The organism is Aquabacterium humicola, assembly GCF_030167915.1.
Lineage (GTDB): Bacteria > Pseudomonadota > Gammaproteobacteria > Burkholderiales > Burkholderiaceae_C > Pseudaquabacterium > Pseudaquabacterium humicola.
Map to the genome: position 1 here is coordinate 1,121,648 of NZ_JARGNB010000001.1, position 21,297 is coordinate 1,142,944.

Here is a 21,297-nt window from a genome sequence, read left to right on the forward strand (position 1 = left end):
TCAGTGCGCCTCGTCCCAGTTCGCGCCGACGCCCACTTCGGCCAATAGCGGCACCTTCAGCGGGGCCACGCCGGCCATCAGCGCCGGCACCTGCGTGCGCACCCAGTCGAGCTCGTCCTCGGGCACCTCGAAGACCAGCTCGTCGTGCACCTGCATGACCATCGCGGTGCGCTTGGCGCCCTCGTCGAGCGCACGCTGCACCGCCAGCATCGCCAGCTTGATCAGGTCGGCCGCGGTGCCCTGCATCGGCGCATTGATCGCCTGGCGCTCGGCGCCCGAACGGCGCGGGCCGTTGCCGCCGCGGATGTCGGGCAGCTCGATGCGGCGGCCGAACAGGGTCTCGACGTAGCCGAGCTCGGCGGCCGAGCGCCGGGTGTCGTCCATGTAACGCTTGACGCCTTCGAAGCGCGCGAAATAACGCTCGATGTACGCGCGCGCGGCCTTCTGCTCGATGCCCAGCGCCTGCGCCAGGCCGAACGCGCCCATGCCGTAGATCAGGCCGAAGTTGATGGTCTTCGCGTAGCGCCGCTGCTCGGACGTCACGTTTTCAGGCGCGACATTGAAGACCTCGGACGCGGTCGCGCGGTGCACGTCCATGCCCTCGGAGAACGCGCGCGTCAGGCCCGGGTCGCCGGAGATGTGGGCCATGATGCGCAGCTCGATCTGCGAGTAGTCGGCCGACACGATCACGTGCCCCGGCGGCGCGACGAAGGCCTCGCGCACGCGCCGGCCCTCGGGCGTGCGGATGGGGATGTTCTGCAGGTTCGGCTCGTTGCTCGACAGCCGCCCGGTCACCGCGACCGCCTGCGCATAGGTCGTGTGCACGCGGCCGGTGCGCACGTTGACCATCTGCGGCAGCTTGTCGGTGTAGGTGCCCTTCAGCTTCGACAGGCTGCGGTGCTCGAGGATCTTCGCCGGCAGCGGGTAGTCGGCGGCCAGCTCCTGCAGCACGTCCTCGTCGGTCGACGGTGCGCCGGACGCGGTCTTCTTGCGCACCGGCAGCCCGAGCCGGTTGAACAGCACCTCGCCGATCTGCTTCGGCGAGCCGAGGTTGAACGGACCGCCGGCGATCTCGTAGGCCTCGCGCTCCAGCCCCAGCATGCGCTCGGCGAGCTCCTTGCTCTGGCGCTGCAGCAGCGCGCCGTCGATCAGCACGCCGTGGCGCTCGATGCGCGCGAGCAGCGCCGACACCGGCAGCTCGATCTGCTCGTAGACGTACTTCATGCCCGGCAGCGCGGCCAGGCGCGGGTACAGCACCTGATGGATGTGCAAGGTCATCTCGCTGTCCTCGCCGCTGTACTCGGTGGCCCGCTCGAGATCGACCTGGGAGAACGGGATCTGGCTCGCGCCCTTGCCGCAGACGTCCTCGTAGCTCAGGCCCTTGCGGCCGAGGTGGCGCTCGGCCAGCTTCTCCAGCCCGTGGCCCAGGTGGGCCTCGAAGACGTAGCTCTCCAGCAGCGTGTCGTGGCGCCAGCCGCGCAGCGTGATGCCGTGGTTGGCGAGCACGTGGCTGTCGTACTTGGTGTTCTGGCCGATCTTGGCGGCCGCCGCATCCTCGAGCCAGGGCTTCAGCGCGCCCAGCACCGCATCGGCCTCCAGCTGGTCCGGCGCGCCGGGATAGTTGTGCGCCAGCGGCACGTAGGCGGCTTCGCCCGGCGTCACCGCGAACGACAGCCCGACGATGCGTGCTGCCATCGGGTCGAGCGAATCGGTCTCGGTGTCCAGCGCGACGAGCTCGGCGCCGCGCAGCACGCCGATCCAGTGTTCGAGCCGCTCCATCGTCAGCACGGTCTCGTAGTGGCGCTTCAACCCGGAGAGGTCCGGCAGCGGCACGGCCGGCGCGGCGGACGCCGCCGGCGCCGCGTTGTCGAAGCGCGCGACGGTCGGCCGCTGCGGCTCGGCCGGCGCCCGGCCCAGCGCACCCTCGAGCTCGCGCTTCCAGGCCTTGAAGCCGTAGCGCTGGTAGAAGTCGAGCATCGCCTCGCGGTCCGGCTCGCGCAGCTGCAGGCTCTCCACCGCCGGCCAGCCGGGGATGTGCTCGGCCAGCTCGCAATCGCACTTCACGGTGACCAGGCGCCGGCCCTGCGGCAGCCAGTCCAGCGCCTTGCGCAGGTTCTCGCCGGCCACGCCCTTGATGCTGGCCGCCGCAGCGATCACGCCATCGAGCGAGCCGTGCTCGGCGATCCACTTCGCCGCGGTCTTCGGCCCCACCTTCTCGACGCCGGGGATGTTGTCGACCGCGTCGCCGATCAACGTCAGGTAGTCGACGATGCGCTCCGGCGGCACGCCAAACTTGGCCTTCACGCCCTCGACGTCGAGCCGCTCGTTGCTCATCGTGTTGATCAGCGTGACGTGCTCGTTGACCAGTTGCGCGAGGTCCTTGTCGCCGGTGGAGATCAGCACGCGGTGGCCGCTGGTCACGCCCTGGCAGGCCAGCGTGCCGATCGCGTCGTCGGCCTCGATGCCGGGCACCTCCAGCACCGGCCAGCCGAGCAGCTTCACCACCTCGTGGATCGGCGCGATCTGCTGGCGCAGGTCGTCGGGCATCGGCGAGCGGTGGGCCTTGTACTGGTCGTACCAGTGGTCGCGGAAGGTCGGGCCGGGCGCGTCGAACACGCACACCGCGTGGCCGGCGCCGACGTCGTCGCGCAGCTTCTTCAGCATCGCGATGAAGCCGTGGATCGCACCGGTCGGGAAGCCGTCGGCGCTGCGCAGGTCGGGCAGCGCGTGGTAGGCGCGGTACAGGTAGCTGGAGCCATCGACGAGCAGCAGCAGCGGCGCGTCGGGCGTGGGGGAGTCGGTCATCGGCGGGGGCCTTCGAGGGCGGCGCCTGCCGGGTGGCCGGCGGGCTCAAGCGGGCGATTGTGCTTCGGCCTCCGACCGGCCCTGTCAGCAGCGTGGACCCGCTGCGTAGAATCCCGCGGATGTCCGCGCGCCCTTGCCCGCCTTTCGTCGCCCCGCAACCCTAGAGCCTTCGTCATGGCGGTATTCACGCAGGTCGGCCGCGACGAAGCGGCGGCGCTCGCCGAGCGCCTCGGTGCCGGATCGCTCCGTTCGATCGAAGGCATCGCGAGCGGCATCGAGAACTCCAACTTCTTCATCGATACCGACCGCGGCCGCTGGGTGCTCACACTCTTCGAGCGCCTGTCCTTCGAGCAGCTGCCCTACTACCTGCGGCTGATGCAGCACCTCGCGCAGCGCGGCCTGCCGGTGCCCGAACCCCGCGCCGATGCCGCCGGCGAGATCCTGCACCGCGTGGCCGGCAAGCCCGCCGCGCTGGTCAACGCGCTGCCCGGGGCGCACCAGCTGGCGCCGGACCTGCACCACTGCGCGCAGCTGGGCCACTTGCTCGCGCGCCTGCATCTGGCGGTGGCCGATTTCCCGCTCGCGCAGCCGAACCTGCGCGGCCTGCCGTGGTGGCTGGCGACCGCACCGCAGGTGATGCCGCACCTGGCCGCGCCGCAGCAGGCGCTGCTGTCCGAGGAACTGCAGTTCCAGCAGCAGCTCGCCGCCGCGCCGGCCTACCAGGGCCTGCCGCGCGGCGCGGTGCACGCCGACCTGTTCCGCGACAACGTGCTGTTCGACGGCCTGCCCGGCCACGAAAAACTGACCGGCGCCTACGACTTCTATTTCGCCGGCACCGATGCCTTCGGGTACGACCTCGCGGTCGCGCTCAACGACTGGTGCATCGATGCCGACTCCGGCCGCCTCGACGAGCCGCGCGCGCTGGCGCTGATCGACGCCTACGAGCAGGAGCGGCCGATGACCAGCAGCGAGCTGCGCCTGCTGCCCGGCCTGCTGCGCGCCGCGGCGCTGCGCTTCTGGCTGTCGCGCGCGGCCGACTGGCACCTGCCGCGCGAAGCCGCGCTGCTGGAGCCGAAAGACCCGGCGCATTTCGAACGCGTGCTGCGCGCGCGCATCGCCGAACCCTGGCATCCGCCGCGTTAGCACGCGCGCCGCCGTCGACCGACACCTCTCCCGATGGGCCTCCGACTCCGTCAAGTCGCCCCGCAGCGCGGCAGCTTCTGGCTGCGCAGCGCGCTCGCGACCTTCTTCCGCCAGCCACTGGGCTACTGCGTGCTGTTCCTGGCCTACCTGCTGCTGTTCAGCGTGATCGGCTGGATCCCGCTGCTGGGCGCGCCGCTGTCGCTGGCGACGCTGCCGCTGCTGTCGCTGGCCTTCATGCTGGCCACGCGCGATGCGCTGGCCGGCCAGCGGGTGCGGCTGAAGCACCTGTTCGCGCTGCGCAACGAACCGCCCGCCGCGCGCCGCGCGATGCTGCTGCTGTGCATCGGCTTCGGCCTCCTGGTGACGCTGATCGTCGAGCTCGCCGCGTGGGCCGGCGGCCAGGAGCTGGTCGAGGCGCTGAAGCCGCTGTCGGCGACGAACCGCAGCGCACAGGACTTCATGACCGCGCTGACGCACCCGGCCGTCACCCGCTTCTCGCACACCATCCTCGTGCTGAGCGCGCTGCTGTCGGTGCCCTACTGGCACGCGCTCGCGCTGGTGCACTGGGGCGGGCAATCGGCGGCGCAGGCGCTGTTCTCCAGCACGCTGGCGCTGTGGCGCGCCAAGGGGGCGTTCCTGCTCTTCGGGCTCGGCTGGCTGGGCTGCGTGGCGATCGGCAGCCTGCTCGGCGGCCTGGTGGTGGGCATGCTGTCGGCGCTGCTCGGCAGCGCGGCGATCGTGATGGCCTTCGCGGCGCTGCTGGTCACCGCCTTGAGCGCGGCCTTCTATGTCTCGCTGTGGTTCATGTTCGAAGACAGCTTCGAGATCGACGCGCCGCCCGCCGCGTGAGCGGCGCCGGCCGCTCTTCCCACCCGCCGCGCCTTCAGTTCACCGGCGTCAGCTTGGCGATGCCCAGCGCGAGCCACTTCGCGCCATGGCGGCCGAAGTTCACCTGCGCGCGCGCATCGCTGCCACTGCCTTCGAGCGTCATGATCACGCCTTCGCCGAACTTGTTGTGGAACACGGTCTGGCCGACCCGCAGGCCGGCCTCGGCTTCCCTGGCCTTCTGCAGCATCACGGGCGCCGGCGGCGGCGGTGTCGCATACGCAGGCCGGCCGGCGACGCGGCCCATGCCGACGACGGAGCCCAGGCCCGAGCCGCGTGACCACGCGCTCTGGTACTCCCGCGCATAACCCGAGCCGAAGCCCTGGTGCTTCGGCGTCAGCCACTTCAGCGCGCCCTCGGGCAGCTCGTCGACGAAGCGGCTCTTGACGTTGTAGCGGGTCTGCCCGTGCAGCAGGCGCGTCTGGCTGAAGCTCAGGTACAGGCGCTGGCGCGCGCGCGTGATCGCGACGTACATCAGCCGCCGCTCTTCCTCCAGCCCGTCGGCATCGGACAGCGAGTTCTCGTGGGGGAACAGGCCCTCTTCCAGGCCGGTGATGAAGACGCAGTCGAACTCCAGGCCCTTGGCCGAGTGCACCGTCATCAGTTGCAGCGCGTCCTGCCCGGCCTGCGCCTGGTTGTCGCCCGCTTCGAGCGCGGCGTGCGTCAGGAACGCGGCCAGCGGCGACTGGATCTCGCCGGTCTCGGCATCCGGCGCCGGCGGTGCGGTGGCCGATGCCTCGGCCCCGGCAATCGCGCCCGGCGCGGTCTCGTCGACCGGCAGCGCGACCGCATCCTTGCCGAAACCTTCCTGCGTGACGAAGGACTCGGCGGCGTTGACCAGTTCCTCCAGGTTCTCGATGCGGTCGGTGCCTTCCTTCTCGGTGCGGTAGAACTCCACCAGCCCCGAGGTCGCGAGCACCTCGCCGATGATCTCGCGCAGCGTCAGGCCGCGCGTGCGCTCGCGCAGGCCGTCGATCAGCGCGTTGAAGGCCGCCAGGTTGCCGCCGCCCTTGCCGGCGACCGCGCCGATGCTCTGGTACAGGCTTTGCGATGCCGCCCTCGCTGCGTCCTGCAGCAGTTCCATCGTGCGTGCACCGATGCCGCGCGCGGGGAAGTTGACGACGCGCAGGTACGAGGTGTCGTCGTGCGGGTTCTCGATCAGCCGCAGGTAGGCCAGCGCGTGCTTGACCTCGGCGCGCTCGAAGAAGCGCAGGCCGCCGTAGACGCGGTACGGGATGCCGGCGTTGAACAGCGCACTTTCGAGCACGCGGCTCTGCGCGTTGCTGCGGTAGAGGATGGCGATCTCGCTGCGCGCGATGCCGCCGCGATGCAGCGCCTGCGCTTCGTCGAGCAGCCATTGCGCCTCGGCATAGTCGCTGGGATGTTCGCCGATGCGCACCGGCTCGCCCGGTCCCGCTTCGGTGCGCAGGTTCTTGCCGAGGCGGTGCGCGTTGTGCGCGATCAGCGCATTGGCGCTGTCGAGGATGTTGCCGAACGAGCGGTAGTTGCGCTCGAGCTTGATGACCTGGCGCACGCGGTACTCGCGCTCGAAGTCGGCCATGTTGCCGACCTGCGCGCCGCGGAAGGCGTAGATGCTCTGGTCGTCGTCGCCGACGGCGAACACGCCCTGCGGGCCGAGGCCGGGCACGCCGCCCGGAGGCGCGAACATCTTCAGCCAGCGGTACTGCAGCCGGTTGGTGTCCTGGAACTCGTCGACCAGCACGTGTCGGAAGCGGCGCTGGTAGTGCTCGCGCAGCGCGGCGTTGTCGCGCATCAGCTCGTAGGTGCGCAGCATCAGCTCGGCGAAATCGACCACGCCTTCGCGCTGGCACTGCGCCTCGTAGGCCTCGTAGATCTCGACCATCTTGCGCGTCTGCGGATCGCGCGCGTCCACGTCCTTCGGACGTTGGCCCTCTTCCTTCGCGCCGGCGATGAACCAGGTCACCTGCTTGGGCACGAAGCGCTGCTCGTCGAGGCCCATCGCCTTGATGATGCGCTTGACCGCCGACTGCTGGTCGCCCGAGTCGAGGATCTGGAACGACTGCGGCAGCCCGGCCAGCTTCCAGTGGGCGCGCAGGAAGCGGTTGCACAGGCCGTGGAAGGTGCCGATCCACATGCCGCGCACGGCGATCGGCAGCATCGCCGACAGGCGCGTCAGCATCTCCTTGGCGGCCTTGTTCGTGAAGGTCACGGCAAGCAGCCCACCCGGCGACAGCTGCCCGGTCGACAAGAGCCACGCGATGCGCGTGGTCAGCACGCGCGTCTTGCCGGAGCCGGCGCCGGCGAGGATCAGCGAGGGCTCCGCGCCCAGCGTCACGGCCGCGTACTGCTCGGGGTTCAGGTTGCGCAGCAAGGTGCCGGTGCCGGGCACGTCGCCACCCGTGCCATTCCGTGGTTCGGGCGCGCGGTCAGAATGCTGGTCATGCATCCATGGATTTTAGGAGCCGGGCTCGTGCTGCTCGGCGCGGCGGCGCACGCAGCGGACACGGCGGCGCCGGCGGCGGGTTGCCCCCGCGCCGGCGCGGCGGTCACCGAACGTTTCGTCTCCGCCGACTGCCCCGAGTGCTGGGCGGCGAAGGACGGCGCGGCGGCGCCGGCCGGCTGGCTGTTCGACTGGATCACGCCAACGCCGGCCGCCGGCGATGCGCCGCTCGCCGCGGCCGCGCCGGCCGAAGCCGCCGAACGTGCGCAGCGCGCCGGCGGCCCGTCGCCGGTCGCGCAGCAGATGCTGACGGTGCGCTCGGCGCTGCCGTCCGGCGTGCCGGCGCTGCGCGTGCTGTCCGGACCGGCATGGAACGGCTATTTCGGCCTGCAGCTGGAATTGCGCGGCGCGGTGCCCAGGGGCAGCAGCGGCTGGCTCGCGCTGGTCGAGCTGTTGCCGGCCGGCAGCGAAGGCTCGACCGTCGAACGCCAGCTGGTGCGCGCGGTCGCCGGCCCGCTGCCGCTGGACGGCGCGAAGCGGCCGATCTCCCACCTGCGTGCACTGCGCTGGCCCGAGAGCGCCCAGCCGACGCGCCTGCAGGCACGTGGCTGGGTCGAAGCCCCGGATGGTCGGCTGCTGGCCATCGCCGCCGACCGCTGCCCGGCGCGCTGAGGCCGCGCCGCCGCGCCATCTCCCCGGGCGGGTGCGGCTCTCTCGCGCCGCACCGCGCCGGGGCGTGCCGCCCGCGTAGAATCAGCCACCGGGCCCAAATTCTGGCGCCCGGTTTCCTTTTGGGGTCGCACCGTCCTTCGCCGACGGCGTTCGCGGCCCGGACCGGGTCTCAGGTCAAGCGCTCGCAGCCCCAGTGACGGCACTGCGTTCAACGCCGCCACGCCTGACGAGACTTCAGCCATGGAAATCTTCGACTACGACAACATCCTGCTGCTGCCGCGCAAGTGCCGCGTCGACAGCCGCGCCGAGTGCGACACCTCGGTCGAGTTCGGCGGCCGCCGCTTCAAGCTGCCGGTGGTGCCCGCCAACATGAAGACGGTGGTGGACGAATCGATCACCGAGACGCTGGCCAGGAGCGGCCACTTCTATGTGATGCACCGCTTCGACCTCGACAACGTGGCCTATGCGAAGCAGATGCGCGACAAGGGCCTGTTCGTCTCGCTGAGCTCGGGCGTGAAGCCGGCCGACATCGCGGTGATCGACCGCCTCGCGGCCGAGGGCGTCGGTGCCGACTACATCACCATCGACATCGCCCACGGCCATGCCGAGAGCGTGCGGCGCACGATCGAGCACATCAAGCAGAAGCTGCCGCGCACCTTCGTGATCGCCGGCAACGTCGGCACGCCCGAAGGCGTGATCGACCTCGAGAACTGGGGCGCCGACGCCACCAAGGTCGGCATCGGCCCCGGCAAGGTGTGCATCACGCGCCTGAAGACCGGTTTCGGCACCGGGGGATGGCAGCTGTCCGCGCTGAAATGGTGCGCCCGGGTGGCCACCAAGCCCATCATTGCCGACGGCGGCATCCGCCACCATGGCGACATCGCCAAGAGCGTGCGTTTCGGCGCCGCGATGGTGATGGTCGGCTCGCTGTTCGCCGGCCACGAGGAGTCGCCCGGCCAGACGGTCGAGGTCGACGGCAAGCTGTTCAAGGAGTACTACGGCTCGGCCAGCGACTTCAACAAGGGCGAGTACAAGCACGTCGAGGGCAAGCGCATCCTCGAGCCGGTGAAGGGCCGGCTCGACGACACGCTGCGCGAGATGCGCGAGGACCTGCAGAGCTCGATCTCGTACGCCGGCGGCCGCACGCTGGGCGACCTGCGCAAGGTCAACTACGTGGTCCTCGGCGGCGAGAACGCCGGCGAGCATCTCTTCATGTGACCTGAACGCAACAGCCGACGATCGCTGACATCTCGGCCCGTCAGCAGGGCTGCAGAATGAAACGCTCCTGTCCAGCGGGGGCGCACCCATGCGGCGTGCCGACCGATGCCGGTCTGCACGCCGCTTGCATTGCCCCGGCGACTTTCACCCACCGAGGAATGCCACCATGCCCGAAACGTCCGTCCGGCGCAGCTTCACCCTCCATCCCCTCGCCGCAGCGGCCGCCCTGCTGATCGCGGCCCCCGCGTTCGCACAACAGCAGGCTGCCCAGCAACTGCAAACCGTGACGGTGACCGCCGAGCGCCGCGTCGAGAACATCCGCGACGTGCCGAGCTCGATCTCCACGCTGTCGGGCGAGGCGCTGGACGTGCTGAACTCCAGCGGCCAGGACATCCGCATGCTGGCCGCGCGCGTGCCGAGCCTGAACATCGAGTCGTCCTTCGGCCGCGCCTTCCCGCGCTTCTACATCCGCGGCCTCGGCAACACCGACTTCGACCTCAACGCCTCGCAGCCGGTGTCGCTGGTGTTCGACGAGGTGGTGCAGGAGAACCCGATCCTGAAGGGCTTCCCGATCTTCGACGTCGCGCAGATCGAAGTGCTGCGCGGCCCGCAGGGCACGCTCTTCGGCCGCAACACCACCGCCGGCGTCGTCAAGTTCGAGTCGGTCAAGCCGGTGCTGAAGAAGACCGAGGGCTACTTCACGATCGGAGCGGGCACCTTCAGCACGCTGAATGCCGAGGGCGCGTTCAACATCCCGATGTCCGACGTGCTCGCCGCGCGCGTCTCGCTGCAGACGCAGCACCGCGACGACTGGGTCAAGAACACCCATGCCGCCGGCCCGACCAAGGAGATGGAAGGCTACGACGACACCGCCGGCCGGGTGCAGTTCCTGTACCAGCCGAGCAAGGACTTCAGCGCGCTGTTCAACGTGCACGGCCGCAAGCTCGACGGCTCGGCGCGCGTCTTCCGCGCCAACGTCTTCAAGCGCGGCACCAGCGACTTCGTCGACGGCTTCGATCCGAAGAAGGTCTCGCAGGACGGCATCAACCAGCAGGACCTGAGCAGCGACGGTGCGAACCTGCGCGTGCGCTGGAACCTCGGCGACGTCACGCTGCACTCGATCACCGGCTACGAGCACGTCAAGGTGTTCAGCCGCGGCGACATCGACGGCGGCTTCGGCGCGGTGTTCCTGCCGTCGTCGGGCCCCGGCTTCATCCCCTTCGATGCCGAGTCGGCCGACGGCCTGCCCAAGCACCGCCAGGTCTCGCAGGAGTTCCGCGTCGAGTCGAACGCCACCGGCCCGCTGAAGTGGCAGGGCGGCGTCTACTACTTCAACGAAGAGATCGGCATCGACAGCTTCAACTACTCGTCGATCGGCGGCAATGCGCAGAACGGCTACGCGACGCAGCACCAGGACAACAAGGCCTGGGCCGTGTTCGGCTCGGTGAACTTCAAGGCCACCGACGCGCTCGAGCTGCGCGCCGGCCTGCGCTACACGAAGGACAAGAAGGACTTCTACGCCGACCGCCTGCAGGCCCCGCCCTTCAGCCCGACCTTCATCGGCCGCATCCCGAAGTCCACCGACGCGTCGAACACCAGCGGCGACCTGAGCCTGACCTACGCGCTCGACAAGACGACCAACGTCTACGGCCGCGTGGCCACCGGCTTCCGCGCGCCGTCGATCCAGGGCCGCCTGCTGTTCGGCGACATCGTGTCAGTGGCCAGCTCCGAGAAGGTCACCTCGTACGAGGCCGGCGTGAAGAGCGACTTCATGAACGGCCGCGCGCGCATCTCGGCCGGCGCCTTCCACTACACGATCAAGGACCAGCAGCTCACCGCCGTCGGCGGCGCGGCCAACTTCAACCAGCTGGTCAATGCCGAGAAGACCGTCGGCAAGGGCTTCGAGGTCGACTTCAAGCTGCTGGCCACCGACAACCTGCTGCTCGGCATCAGCGCGAGCTACAACGACACGAAGATCCGCGACAAGAACCTGCGCGTCGACGCCTGCAGCATCAACGCCAACTGCACGATCCTCGATCCGATCACCGCGCCGGCGAACCCCGCCATCGGCAAGTTCTCGCCCACCGTGTCGATCGACGGCAACCCGCTGCCGCAGGCGCCGAAGACGGTGGTCAACGTCAACGCGCGCTGGGCCATGCCGACCGCCGACGGCGAGTGGTATGTCTACACCGACTGGTCGTACCGCTCGAAGATCAACTTCTTCCTCTACGAAGCGGTGGAATTCACCGGCAAGCCGCTGACCGAAGGCGGCCTGCGCGTGGGCTACATCTGGGGCAACGGCAAGTACGAGGCCGCGGTCTTCGGCCGCAACATCACCGACCAGGTGCGTGCGGTCGGCGGCATCGACTTCAACAACCTGACCGGCTTCATCAACGACCCGCGCACCTGGGGGGCGCAGTTCAAGATGACGTTCTGATCCCGATCGTCCGTCCGCAAGCGGGGCCTTCAGCCGCCGCCGGGCCGCCCCAAGGCGGCTGAGCCTTGCAGGCCGCGCTGGTCCTTGCGGACCAGCCGTTCGCCAGGCGAGAACAGTCCGCTGGACTGTCCTCGTCCGGGCTCACCCCCCTCGGGGGGCAGGAGCGAAGCGACGTGGGGGCCCACTCAGCCCGCCTTGCAGGACGGCAGGATCGGCGGCTGCAGCACCGCGCGCAGGCAGGTGTAGCCCACCGTGCCGGTGGTCGGCCCGACGGTGTCCTTGTGCACCACGGTCCGGCCGTGCGGCACCACCGTTTCCTCGCCGACGTCCGGCGTGCAGGTCACGCCACCGACGGTCCACGAGGTCGGCGCCGGGCAGTCGGCGCTCTGGATCTGCGTGTCGCCATTGCTGTCGGTCGTCACGACGATGTGGTCGAGCACGCGGTCGTGGCCGCTGCCATTGGGCCGGAACGGGATGGTGAGCGGGTCGAAGGTCGACGGATCCAAGCCCGATTCGATCAGCAGCGGGTTGACCACCGGATGGTTGCGGATCGCATTGATCGCGGCGATCAGGGCATTCGGATTCGCCTCGATGATCGCCGGTGTCAGGCTGGCCGCGCCGCCCAGGTCGGCCGCCTTGGCGATCTCGGCAGCGATCTTCGTCGTCAGCCCGGTCACGCTGATGAAGATGTAGCCGTTGGTCTTCAGCGGCTGCACCGACAGCGAGACGCGCACGACGCCGTCCGGCCGCGTCACCCGCACCAGCAGCGGCGGCTGGAAGCCGGTCAGCTTGACGCGGAAGTAGCCCTGCGCGTCGGTGGTCGCGCTGGTGCGCTTGCCGTTGCGGTCGACCACCTGCACCAGCCCGCCGACGATCGGTGCGCCGTCGCCGGCGGTGCCGTCGCCGTTGGCACCGCCATCGGCCGCCCCGCCGTCGCCGCCGAAGCTGTCGAGGATGTGCGGGATCGACTCGCAGACGCCCTGCAGCTGCACCAGGTTGCCGGCGCTGCACTGGAAGGTGGCGTTGCCGGTGGTCGCGCCGGTGATGTCGCCGAACAGGAAGCTGCCGCCATCGGCGATCTGCGCCGGCACGCTGTCGGCGTCGCAGGTGTTGGCGCCGACCGTCCAGCTGACGCTCGCCGGCTGGCAGGAGACCGCCGGCGGCGGATTGCAGCTCGGCGTGCCGACCGGGCTCAGGCTGCCGTTGAAGCAGCTGTAGTCGGCGCTGCCGACCGTGCCCGACGAGGCCTTGAACACATGGCTCGCGCCCGAAGCCAGCTGCGTCGGCTCGCCGGCATTGGCGACGCAGGTGCGCCCGCCGACCGTCCAGCTCAGGCCGCTGGTATTGCAGGCCAGCGGCTCGGCCAGGTCGCAGGCCAGGCCGCCCTTCTGCGTCAGGGTGCCGTCGTTGCAGGTGTAGCTGGCGCTGCCGCGCGTCGGGCCGCTCGAGTCGAGGTACGCGACCGTCGTGCCCGAGGGCACGGAGCCCGTCTGGTCGGCGTTCGGCGTGCAGACGTTGAAGCCGACCAGCCAGGAGTTCGGCGCAGTGCAGGGCTTGCCGGTCGGCGCCGGTTCGCAGCGGTCGGGGAACACGGTGCAGGTGAAGTCCACCAGCTCGTCGATGAACAGCAGCGTGCCGCCCGACAGCGGCCCCTGCACGTAGACCAGCCCGTTGGCGACGGCGACGTGGTTCTGCGTCGTCGGGTAGTAGCGGTAGACGTAGGGCACCAGCGTGCGGTTGCTTTCGTGCCCCGGGAAGAAGTGCGCGTAGTTCTGCTCGGCCCAGTCGAAGAGCTCGGTGGCGGTCAGCGGCGGCGCGTTCGGCTTGATGACGTTCGCTGCAGCGGCCGCGCTCTGGGCACGGCGGCGGCCATCGGTGGCGGCCGCCTGCCGCAAGCCGGCGAAGCTGTGCAGGCACTCGCTGCCGACGCGCCGATGGCCGACGAGGCCCGCTGCCTCGGTGGCCGCACCAGTCGACGCATCGCAGGCCGACGCCGGCGCCCGCGCCGCGGCCGGCGCGTCGAGCCGCCCGCGCGAGGCCTCGGCCGCCTCGCGGCCGCCCCCGCAACCCGCGAGCAGCAGCGCCGCCGCGATCCAGCCCCACCACCGTGTCGTGTTCATCGCGCGCTCCCGACCGACCGCCTCTGCACCGCGTACCTTACAGCTTCACCGGTCCGTCCAGCGACGGCGCCACCGTCTGCGCGGCTTCGCGGGCCTGCTGCTGGCGCGTGCGGTCGGCATAGTTGTCGGCGCGCGCCAGCTGCTCGCGGATCATGGTGTTGTTCTGGCCCATGACCTCGATCGCCTTGGTGCGGAAGTTGTCCATCGCGTCCATGGCCTGGAAGGTCTGGTCGAACATTTCCTTCATCTTCTCGATGCCGAGCATCGGGTTCTGCGCGAACTGCGTGGTCTGGTCGACGTGCTGGTTCAGCGCGCGGCCGGTCTCGCTGATCAGGTTGCCGATGGTCGCGTTGACCCCCTGCAGCATCTCCATCACGCGGATCTGGTTGCCGGTGGCGCGGGCCACCGTCTGCGCCACCGCCAGCGCGCTCATGCCGGTGGTGGCCACGCGCGTGCAGCCGTTGATCATCTCGCGGCCGGTCTTCTTCAGCACGTCGAGCGCGAGGTAGCCGTTGACGCACACCGCCTGCTGCGTCTGGATGTCCTGCAGGTTCTGGCGGGCGTAGAACAGCACTTCCTGGCGCAGCGCCTGCGCGCGCTGCGGGTCGCTGGATTCGAGCGACTTGACCTTCTCCTCGAGCTTGGCGTCCAGCGTGGTCGCGAAGCGCGACGCGGCGGCGAGCTTCTGCATCGCGTCCCACAGCGTCTTGCGCGTCAGCTCGATGTCCTGGACGTCCTTCTCCATGTCGTCGCGCGCGGCGTAGAGCTGCGACATCGAACCCTTCAGCTGCTCGGCCGCGCTCTGGTACTTGCGGAAGTAGGCCTCGAGCTTGTTGCCGAACGGGATCAGCCCCAGCAGCTTGCGCGGCTGCATCAGGTCGCCGTCGTTGCCGGGGTTCAGCTCGTCGAGCTGCGAGCGGATCTCGGCGATCGCCTTGTACGCCGGCGTGTCCTCGATGCCGGCGAAGTTGCGCTGCATGAAGCGGCCCTGCATCAGCGACGAGGCGTTCGACACCTCCTCCTTGCCGAGCTTGAACGCGCTGTCCAGGCGCGAGCGGAACGAATCGGACTGCACGTCCTCGGTGGCCAGCGCGTCGATGAAGCGCATGACCTGCTCGTCGACCTGCGTCTGCACCTCGGGCTTCAGCGGCACCGCCTCGCGCGCGGCTTCGGCAGGCACCGCCTGGATCACCTCCGGCGGCTCGAGCGTGAAGGCGGGCGTGGTCTTGGTGGCGGTGGTGGTCGGGGGCGTGGCGCTCATCGCGGGTTCTCCTTGCTCGGAGCGTTCAATGACGGGGCATCCGCGCCGGGCAGGCCGGCGGGGCTGAATTTCTCGCTGAGGAACTTCGAATGCACGAGGAAGGCATGCGCGTCCTGCGACGCGAGGTCGTCGCCGAGCTGGCGCACCTTCGATTCGAGCTCGGCGATGGTGTCCTTGAAGGTGTCCTGCGCGGTCTTGCCGTTGGCCAGCACCTTGGTCGTTGCGTACGACGCCGGAATCGACAGGTAGGTGTTCAGCGCATCGGGCAGGTAGCTGATCGCGATGTGGCGCGCGTGGAAGCTGTCCTGCAGCGACAGGTTGCCGCGCGAGCGCTCCCATTGCTGCAGCAGCGCCTCCAGCCCCTTGCACAGCTCCAGCACGCGGGCCTGCAGGCTGGCGGGGATGCGGTTGTCCGGGTTGTGCTCGGTGAGCCGCCGCACGCCCGACAGCGCCCGCTCCATCGCCTCGCGCGCGTCACCCTCGTCCTTGAACTCCAGCGCCTCCCACTCGGGCTCCTTCTGCCACGGGAAGCCGAGCCACAGCCCGCCGACGGCGAAGCCGGCGAGGTAGCCGATCACCGCGACACCGAGCCCCAGCGTGCCGAGCAGGCCGAGCGCCTTCAGCACCAGCACGATGCTGGCCAGCCCGAGGCCGACCCAGTTGGCGGGGGAGAGGAACCAGCGGGCGATCATGAACGAACGAGCCGGACTAACCCTGCGAAGCCGCTCCGGGGGTGGTCATTGATATGCACGAATGTCCTTGAACACGCCGTACAGCGGCGTCTTGCGCGCATCGAACACACGCCCGCCGGTGGTCTGCACCAGGTCCTTCAGCGCCGCCTCGTTGGCCTCGCCGAACAGCACCATGAACACCGGGATGCCCTTGACGTCCTCGGGCAGCGCGGCGTAGTCGCGCTTGAACTGCTCGAGCGAGCGGCCCTTGTTGTTCTCGCCGTCGGTGAAAGCCACCACCGAGTACTGGTAGCGCGGGTTCTTCTGCTTCTCGGCCAGCATGTTGCGCAGCGATTCGTAGACCGCGTCGTAAAGCGCTGTGCCGCCAGTGAAGACCAGCTTGTCGGCGAAGTCGCGCACCTGGCCCAGCGCCTGCTGCTTGGCTTCGCTGTCCTGCTGCAGCTGCACGCCCTTCGCGCCGGTGACCGGCGCGGGCAGCTCGAACTTGGTCAGGCCGTAGGGCTGCTCGGAAAAGGGCTGCATCCACAGCTTCTCGCGGTCGGTCAGGCGGGCGATGCGGCCGGTCAGCGAGGCATCGGCGCCGGCGATGTAGTGGATCGCCTGCACCAGCTGCTGCCGGCGGCCACCGCCCTGCATGCTGCCGCTGGTATCGAGCACGAAGGTCGACGCGATCGGCGTGCGGAACTCGTTGAGGTAGGCGGCGATCAGGCCGTCGGCCAGCGCGCGATCGGGCGAGAACGGCAGCTCGACCTGCAGCCCCTGCTTCGGCAGCAGGTCCTCGACGCGCGACGCGAACTCGGGCTTGATCGGCCGCCGCAGCGTCTGGCGCGCCAGCCACAGCTGCGCGGCCTCGCCCTTCAGGTAGTCGACGACCTTCTGGTAGTCCGCCCGCCGCGCGTCGTTCAGCAGCATCAGCGGATAGTCGGCGGTGGCCACCCCTTCGTAGGGGTAGATCAGCTGCAGCTTCTCGCGCAGCTTGCCCGAGGCGTTCAGGCTCAGCAGCCAGCTCTCGTAGTTGATGAAGGCATTGACCCGCGTGCCCTGCTGCAGGATGAACTGCTCGGAGAGGTAGGTCGAGTTGTCGCCCGGCAGCTTGTAGCCCTTCAGGAAGTCGGCGATCGCGCCGCGGTCGACGTCGGCCGCGTTCAGCGCCTCGGTCTTGCCGCTGGCCGACGCCACCACGCCCATCAGCGCCATGAAGCCCTGGTTCGAGGTCGCCGGATTCGACAACGCGTAGTTGAGCTTGCCGGCCTTGGCGGCGGTGGCGATCTGCTTCCAGGTCAGCTTGGCGGCCACCGCCGGGTCGGCCCAACCGATGCGCCTGGCGTCGCTCTCGCTGATGCCGACGGCGATCGGCGACAGCATGATCTTCTCCTGCAGCTTGACGCGCGACTGGCCCTGCGCATCGGACAGCAGGTACTTGGCGTTCGCGAACCACGCGGCGTCGGCCTTGGTGGCGCCGGTCAGCACGGCTTCTGTGCTTTCCATCGTGCCGCCGAACTGGAACTTCAGCTTGACGCCGGTGGCCTTGGCGACCATTTCCTCCAGCGGCTGCACGTCGCGCAGGTCGCTGGTGGCGAGGATCTTGAATTCCGCCGTCTCGGCACTGACGGCCGGCGTCGAGGGCTTCGACGCCGGCGGTGTCTCGTCCTTGCCGCAGCCGGCGAGACCGATCAGCGCGACCGCCGCCGTCAGCAGGAAACCGCGCTTCGCGAACGTCATTGCGTCATCTCCTTGGCCACCGTGTCGATCATCTCCGCCATCAGCTCGAAGGACGGCGGATCGACCACCTGCGTCACCCGCGGCTCGACCGCCAGCCCGGTCGGCTGCACCGCCTGAATGAAGCGCTGCGTGTCGGCGACGCGGAAGCCGTACTCGACCGCGATGCTCTGCAGCTCGGCGTTGTTGGCCAGCAGCTCGGACAGCGCCTTCGCGCGCTCGTTCATGCCGATGAAGACCACCTTGTTGATGATCGTGGGCTGCGGGTACAGCAGCACCATGTCGGCGCCGATGCCCTTCTTCTGCAGCGCGTAGTGCACCAGCTGGTTCTCGTAGATGAAAGCCAGCGGCGTCTTGCCGATGCCGATCGCGACGTAGTCGTCGAAGTTGCCGTTGACGTAGTTCTCCTGGTAGCCCTGGCGCTTGAACAGCTCGGCCAGCTTCAGCGCGCTGGCCTGCGCGGTGGCGCGGTCGGTGACCACGTCGCCGTTGAGCGCGTGGCTGGTCAGCGCGAGGTACATCGCCGCGGAGTTGCTGCGCCGCACGTCGGTGGTCGAGACCAGCACGCTGCGGCTGACGTCGTAGGCCGACGCGTCCTTGAAGTCGCGCCACTTCTTCTTCGCCAGCATCGCCTGCGTGAGTTTCGCCATGTCGAGGCCGTAGACCTTCGGGCTCAGGGGCTTGGCGATGCCGTTGGCGACCAGGATCTTCGCGATCGGCTCCCACGACGCGATGACCATCGGCGTGAAGAACGGCGCCGACTGCGCGGCAGCCAGGTTGGCCTTGCGCGCCGCGTCGACGATCTGGTTCGCCGCGACCACGCCGGACGGGAACAGGAAGTCGGGTGCCGCGCCGGCCACCACCTTGGCCGCCATGTCGCGGCTGCCGACGCGCGTCACCGCCACCGGCAGCTTGTTCGCCGCCAGCACCTTGAGGACCCGCGGGTCCTTGAAGAAGGGCTCGACGTCGAGCGCGATCACGCCTTTCAGCTCGACCGCGTTGGCGATCGCCTGCTGCTCGATGCGCTGGGTTTCGTCGCGCTGCTGGCCGCGCAGCGCGAAGAACAGGGCCGCGCCGAAGCCCGCCAGCAAAACCAGCGTGATGACCGTGCGCCCCGTCTTGGAGAGTGCCGCCATGAACCTGCCTTGCAAGCCACCTGATTGGTGGCGCCGGCATGATACGGCGCGGGCCGGGCGGCGCCCGCGCTATGCGACGGCCTGCATCATCGGGGCGCGAGATGCACGCCGGCCAGCATGCAGCGCACCGAGCCACCGGCGAGCTCGATCGTCGGCACCGACAGCGGCAGCAGCCGCGCGCTGCGCTCGATGCGGCGCCGCTGCAGCCCGTTCAGGGCGGCCGCCGCGCGGGCCGACAGCGCCAGCACCCGGCCGCCGCGGCCGGTGAGCTCCAGCGCGTTGCCGGCGAACTCGGCGATCTGCGCCGCACTGAGCGCAATGACCTCGCGGCCCGAGTCGACGAGGCGCCGGTGCACCTCGTCGCGGCGGCGTTCGTCGCCGATCAGGTCCAGCGCCACCAGCGCGACCTCGCTGCCCAGGCACATCATCACGTTGGTGTGGTAGACGGGTCGGCCGTCGCTGCCCCGGGCATCGAACAGCATCGGCTCGTAGTTGAAGTGGGTGCAGAAGCGCTCCAGCGCCACCTCATTCGCCCGGTTCGAGCGCGCGACGTAGGCCACGCGGTGCAGGTGGTCCAGCACCATCGCGCCGGTGCCCTCGAGGAACAGCCCGTCGGGTTCCAGCCCCGAGTAGTCGATGACGTCCTGCACGCGGTAGCGCTGCTTCAGCAGCTCGATCACGTCGGCGCGGCGTTCGCGGCGGCGGTTCGGCGCGAACATCGGGTAGATCGCGACATGGCCGCCGGCATGGGTCGAGAACCAGTTGTTCGGGAACACCGCGTCGGGCGTGTCGCGCTCGCCCTCGTCGTCGAACAGGTGCACGGTGACACCGGCTTCGCGCAGCGTCTCGGCCGCGGCCGTCACCTCGTCGCGCGCGGCCGCGGCGATCTGACGCGGCACGCGGTCGCCGGCGGGCTGCTGGAAGGCGTTGTCGGCCGCCGTCTCGGTGTTCGGATGGAAACGGTGCGGGCGGATCATCACGACGGCGGCGGGCGCCTGGATCGACGTCGGGGGCATGCGGCTCAGACTCCGGCAAGGGCGATGGGGCTGGATTCTCGAAAACCGCCGCGCCAGCGAACAGCTTGCACAATGACCGGAATCCCGGTGCCCGCGCGCAGTTTGCGCAGGGCCGTCGCACAAAACGAAAGCCCGGGCGAAAGCCGCCCCGAAAGCCGCCCCGAAAGCCCCGCATGGACGACACCCAGCTGCTGCGCTATTCGCGCCATGTGCTGCTCGACGAGATCGGCGTCGAGGGCCAGCAGCGTTTCCTGCAGTCGCACGCGCTGGTGATCGGCGCCGGCGGCCTGGGCTCGCCGGTCGCGCTGTACCTGGGCACCGCGGGCGTCGGCACGCTGACGCTGGTCGACCACGACACGGTGGACCTGACCAACCTGCAGCGCCAGATCGCGCACAACGCGGCGCGCATCGGGCGGCCCAAGGCCGAGTCGGCACGCGACAGCATCGCCGCCATCAACCCCGACGTGCAGGTGCTGCCGGTGATCCAGCGCGCCGACGCGGCGTGGCTGGACGCCGCCGTCGCGCGCGCCGACGTCGTGGTCGACTGCAGCGACAACTTCGGCACGCGCCAGGCGGTCAACGCCGCCTGCGTCGCGCATGCCAGGCCGCTGGTCTCGGGTGCCGCGGTCGGCTTCGACGGCCAGGTGTCGGTCTACGACGTGCGCCGCGCCGATGCGCCCTGCTACGCCTGCCTGTTCCCGCCCGACGCCACCACCGAGGAAGTGCGCTGCGCGACGATGGGCGTGTTCGCGCCGCTGGTCGGCATCATCGGCACCATCCAGGCGGCCGAGGCACTGAAGCTGCTGGCCGGCATCGGCTCGTCGCTGGCCGGCCGGCTGCAGATGCTGGACGCGCGCACGATGGAGTGGACCGAGATCAAGCTGGCGCGCCAGGCGGACTGCCCCGTCTGCGCCGGGCGCAGACCGAGGGTTCAGGCGCCGAGCTGATCGGCCAGCCGCAGCAGGTCGGCGACGCGGTGGTGCGGCGTGCCCTGCGGCGTCACCGGCTTCAGGTCGGCACGCTCCAGCCACGCGGCACGCAGGCCCGCGCCGAGCGCGCCGTCGACGTCCAGCTGGCCGTCGTCACCGATGTGCAGCACCGCGCCGTGCGACGCGCGGGCCAGCGAGCAGGCGTGGTGGAAGATGGCCGCCTCCGGCTTGCCGCGGCCGAACTCGCGCGCGCTGATCGCACCGCGGAAGTAGCGGCCCAGCCCGACCTTCGCGACATCCGCATTGCCGTTCGACAGCGCGACGATCGGCCAGCGCGCGGCCAGCCGGTCCAGCGCCGGGATCACGTCGGCGAACAGCTCCACCCGCTGGCGCTCCTCGAAGAAGACGTCGAACGCGGGCTCGGCCAGCGCCGGGTCGTCGCCATGCTGCTGCAGCGCGCGGCGGATCGATTCGAGCCGGATGCGCGACAGGTCGTGCGACCAGTCCGGCTGCTCGGCGGCGACCAGGTTGCGCAGCACGCGCAGCGAGGCCGCGTCGTGGCCCGCGGCGGTGGCCGGCGCGTGCTCGGCCAGCCAGCGCAGCAGCACGTCCTCGGCGCGCGCGATGGCCGGCCAGATCGGCCACAGGGTGTCGTCGAGGTCCAGCGTCAGCGCGGCAATCATCGTCACGGGATTCGTCGTTCGGGCCGGGTCGGGCCGGTTGATCAAGCCGGCATCGTAGTGGCGTAAGCTCGCGCCGATGGACAGCCTCGAACAAGACCCCGGCACACGCGGCACCGCCCCGGCGGCGGATCCCCAGGCGGCAGCGGGCGGCGCCACCGG

General features: G+C 70.0%; 15 protein-coding genes. 6 read left to right on the plus strand and 9 right to left on the minus strand.

Annotated features, from left to right (window positions below):
* Nucleotides 1-2,805, minus strand: coding sequence for a DNA polymerase I (gene polA / locus P1K89_RS04985; protein WP_284615263.1), 2,805 nt, complete (start codon nt 2,803-2,805; stop codon nt 1-3).
* Between the two features lie 174 nt (nt 2,806-2,979).
* On the opposite strand from polA, the gene P1K89_RS04990 reads away from it, so the two are divergent.
* Together P1K89_RS04990 and P1K89_RS04995 are read left to right on the plus strand one after the other, a co-directional pair.
* Nucleotides 2,980-3,948, plus strand: a complete 969-nt coding sequence (locus P1K89_RS04990; protein WP_284615264.1) for a homoserine kinase — start codon at nt 2,980-2,982, stop codon at nt 3,946-3,948.
* A gap of 33 nt (nt 3,949-3,981) precedes the next feature.
* Nucleotides 3,982-4,797 carry a BPSS1780 family membrane protein gene (locus tag P1K89_RS04995; protein ID WP_284615265.1) on the plus strand — a complete coding sequence of 272 codons (816 nt, stop codon included), beginning with the start codon at nt 3,982-3,984 and terminating at the stop codon, nt 4,795-4,797.
* 34 nt (nt 4,798-4,831) lie between these two features.
* Here P1K89_RS04995 and P1K89_RS05000 read toward each other — a convergent pair whose 3' ends face one another.
* Nucleotides 4,832-7,261: a UvrD-helicase domain-containing protein gene (locus P1K89_RS05000; protein WP_439897951.1), complete on the minus strand. Its 2,430-nt coding sequence runs from the start codon at nt 7,259-7,261 to the stop codon at nt 4,832-4,834.
* Between P1K89_RS05000 and P1K89_RS05005 the strand changes: the two genes are divergently transcribed.
* From P1K89_RS05005 to P1K89_RS05015, 3 genes are all read left to right on the plus strand, one after another.
* The gene (locus tag P1K89_RS05005) at nt 7,256-7,927 is read left to right on the plus strand and encodes a hypothetical protein (protein ID WP_284615267.1); all 672 of its coding nucleotides are present in this window, start codon (nt 7,256-7,258) and stop codon (nt 7,925-7,927) included. The two genes, P1K89_RS05000 and P1K89_RS05005, sit on opposite strands and share 6 nt — an antisense overlap.
* A 240-nt stretch (nt 7,928-8,167) precedes the next feature.
* Nucleotides 8,168-9,145, plus strand: a complete 978-nt coding sequence (locus P1K89_RS05010) for a GMP reductase (RefSeq protein WP_284615268.1) — start codon at nt 8,168-8,170, stop codon at nt 9,143-9,145.
* A gap of 166 nt (nt 9,146-9,311) precedes the next feature.
* Complete coding sequence (locus P1K89_RS05015) at nt 9,312-11,582, plus strand: TonB-dependent receptor (RefSeq protein WP_284615269.1); 2,271 nt, start codon at nt 9,312-9,314, stop codon at nt 11,580-11,582.
* A 185-nt stretch (nt 11,583-11,767) separates the two neighbouring features.
* On the opposite strand, the gene P1K89_RS05020 is transcribed toward P1K89_RS05015, so the two are convergent.
* From P1K89_RS05020 to ctlX, 6 genes are all read right to left on the minus strand, one after another.
* On the minus strand, nt 11,768-13,702 hold the full coding sequence (locus tag P1K89_RS05020; RefSeq protein WP_284615270.1) for a hypothetical protein: 1,935 nt from the start codon (nt 13,700-13,702) through the stop codon (nt 11,768-11,770).
* A 37-nt stretch (nt 13,703-13,739) separates the two neighbouring features.
* Entirely contained in the window at nt 13,740-14,963 is a 1,224-nt protein-coding gene (locus P1K89_RS05025) for a toxic anion resistance protein (RefSeq protein WP_284615271.1), read from the minus strand.
* Nucleotides 14,960-15,655: a hypothetical protein gene (locus P1K89_RS05030; RefSeq protein WP_284615272.1), complete on the minus strand. Its 696-nt coding sequence runs from the start codon at nt 15,653-15,655 to the stop codon at nt 14,960-14,962. Before P1K89_RS05030 ends, P1K89_RS05025 begins: the two co-directional genes overlap by 4 nt.
* Before the next feature lie 45 nt (nt 15,656-15,700).
* Nucleotides 15,701-17,377: a vWA domain-containing protein gene (locus P1K89_RS05035; protein WP_284615273.1), complete on the minus strand. Its 1,677-nt coding sequence runs from the start codon at nt 17,375-17,377 to the stop codon at nt 15,701-15,703.
* Entirely contained in the window at nt 17,374-18,510 is a 1,137-nt protein-coding gene (locus P1K89_RS05040) for a hypothetical protein (protein WP_284615274.1), read from the minus strand. Before P1K89_RS05040 ends, P1K89_RS05035 begins: the two co-directional genes overlap by 4 nt.
* 86 nt (nt 18,511-18,596) lie before the next feature.
* Complete coding sequence (gene ctlX, locus P1K89_RS05045) at nt 18,597-19,526, minus strand: citrulline utilization hydrolase CtlX (RefSeq protein ID WP_284615275.1); 930 nt, start codon at nt 19,524-19,526, stop codon at nt 18,597-18,599.
* A gap of 173 nt (nt 19,527-19,699) precedes the next feature.
* Here ctlX and P1K89_RS05050 point away from each other — a divergent pair, with 173 nt between their 5' ends.
* Entirely contained in the window at nt 19,700-20,473 is a 774-nt protein-coding gene (locus tag P1K89_RS05050) for a HesA/MoeB/ThiF family protein (protein ID WP_284615276.1), read from the plus strand.
* On the opposite strand, the gene P1K89_RS05055 is transcribed toward P1K89_RS05050, so the two are convergent.
* Nucleotides 20,458-21,138: an HAD family hydrolase gene (locus P1K89_RS05055; RefSeq protein WP_284616311.1), complete on the minus strand. Its 681-nt coding sequence runs from the start codon at nt 21,136-21,138 to the stop codon at nt 20,458-20,460. The two genes, P1K89_RS05050 and P1K89_RS05055, sit on opposite strands and share 16 nt — an antisense overlap.
* Nucleotides 21,139-21,297: the final 159 nt, after the last annotated feature.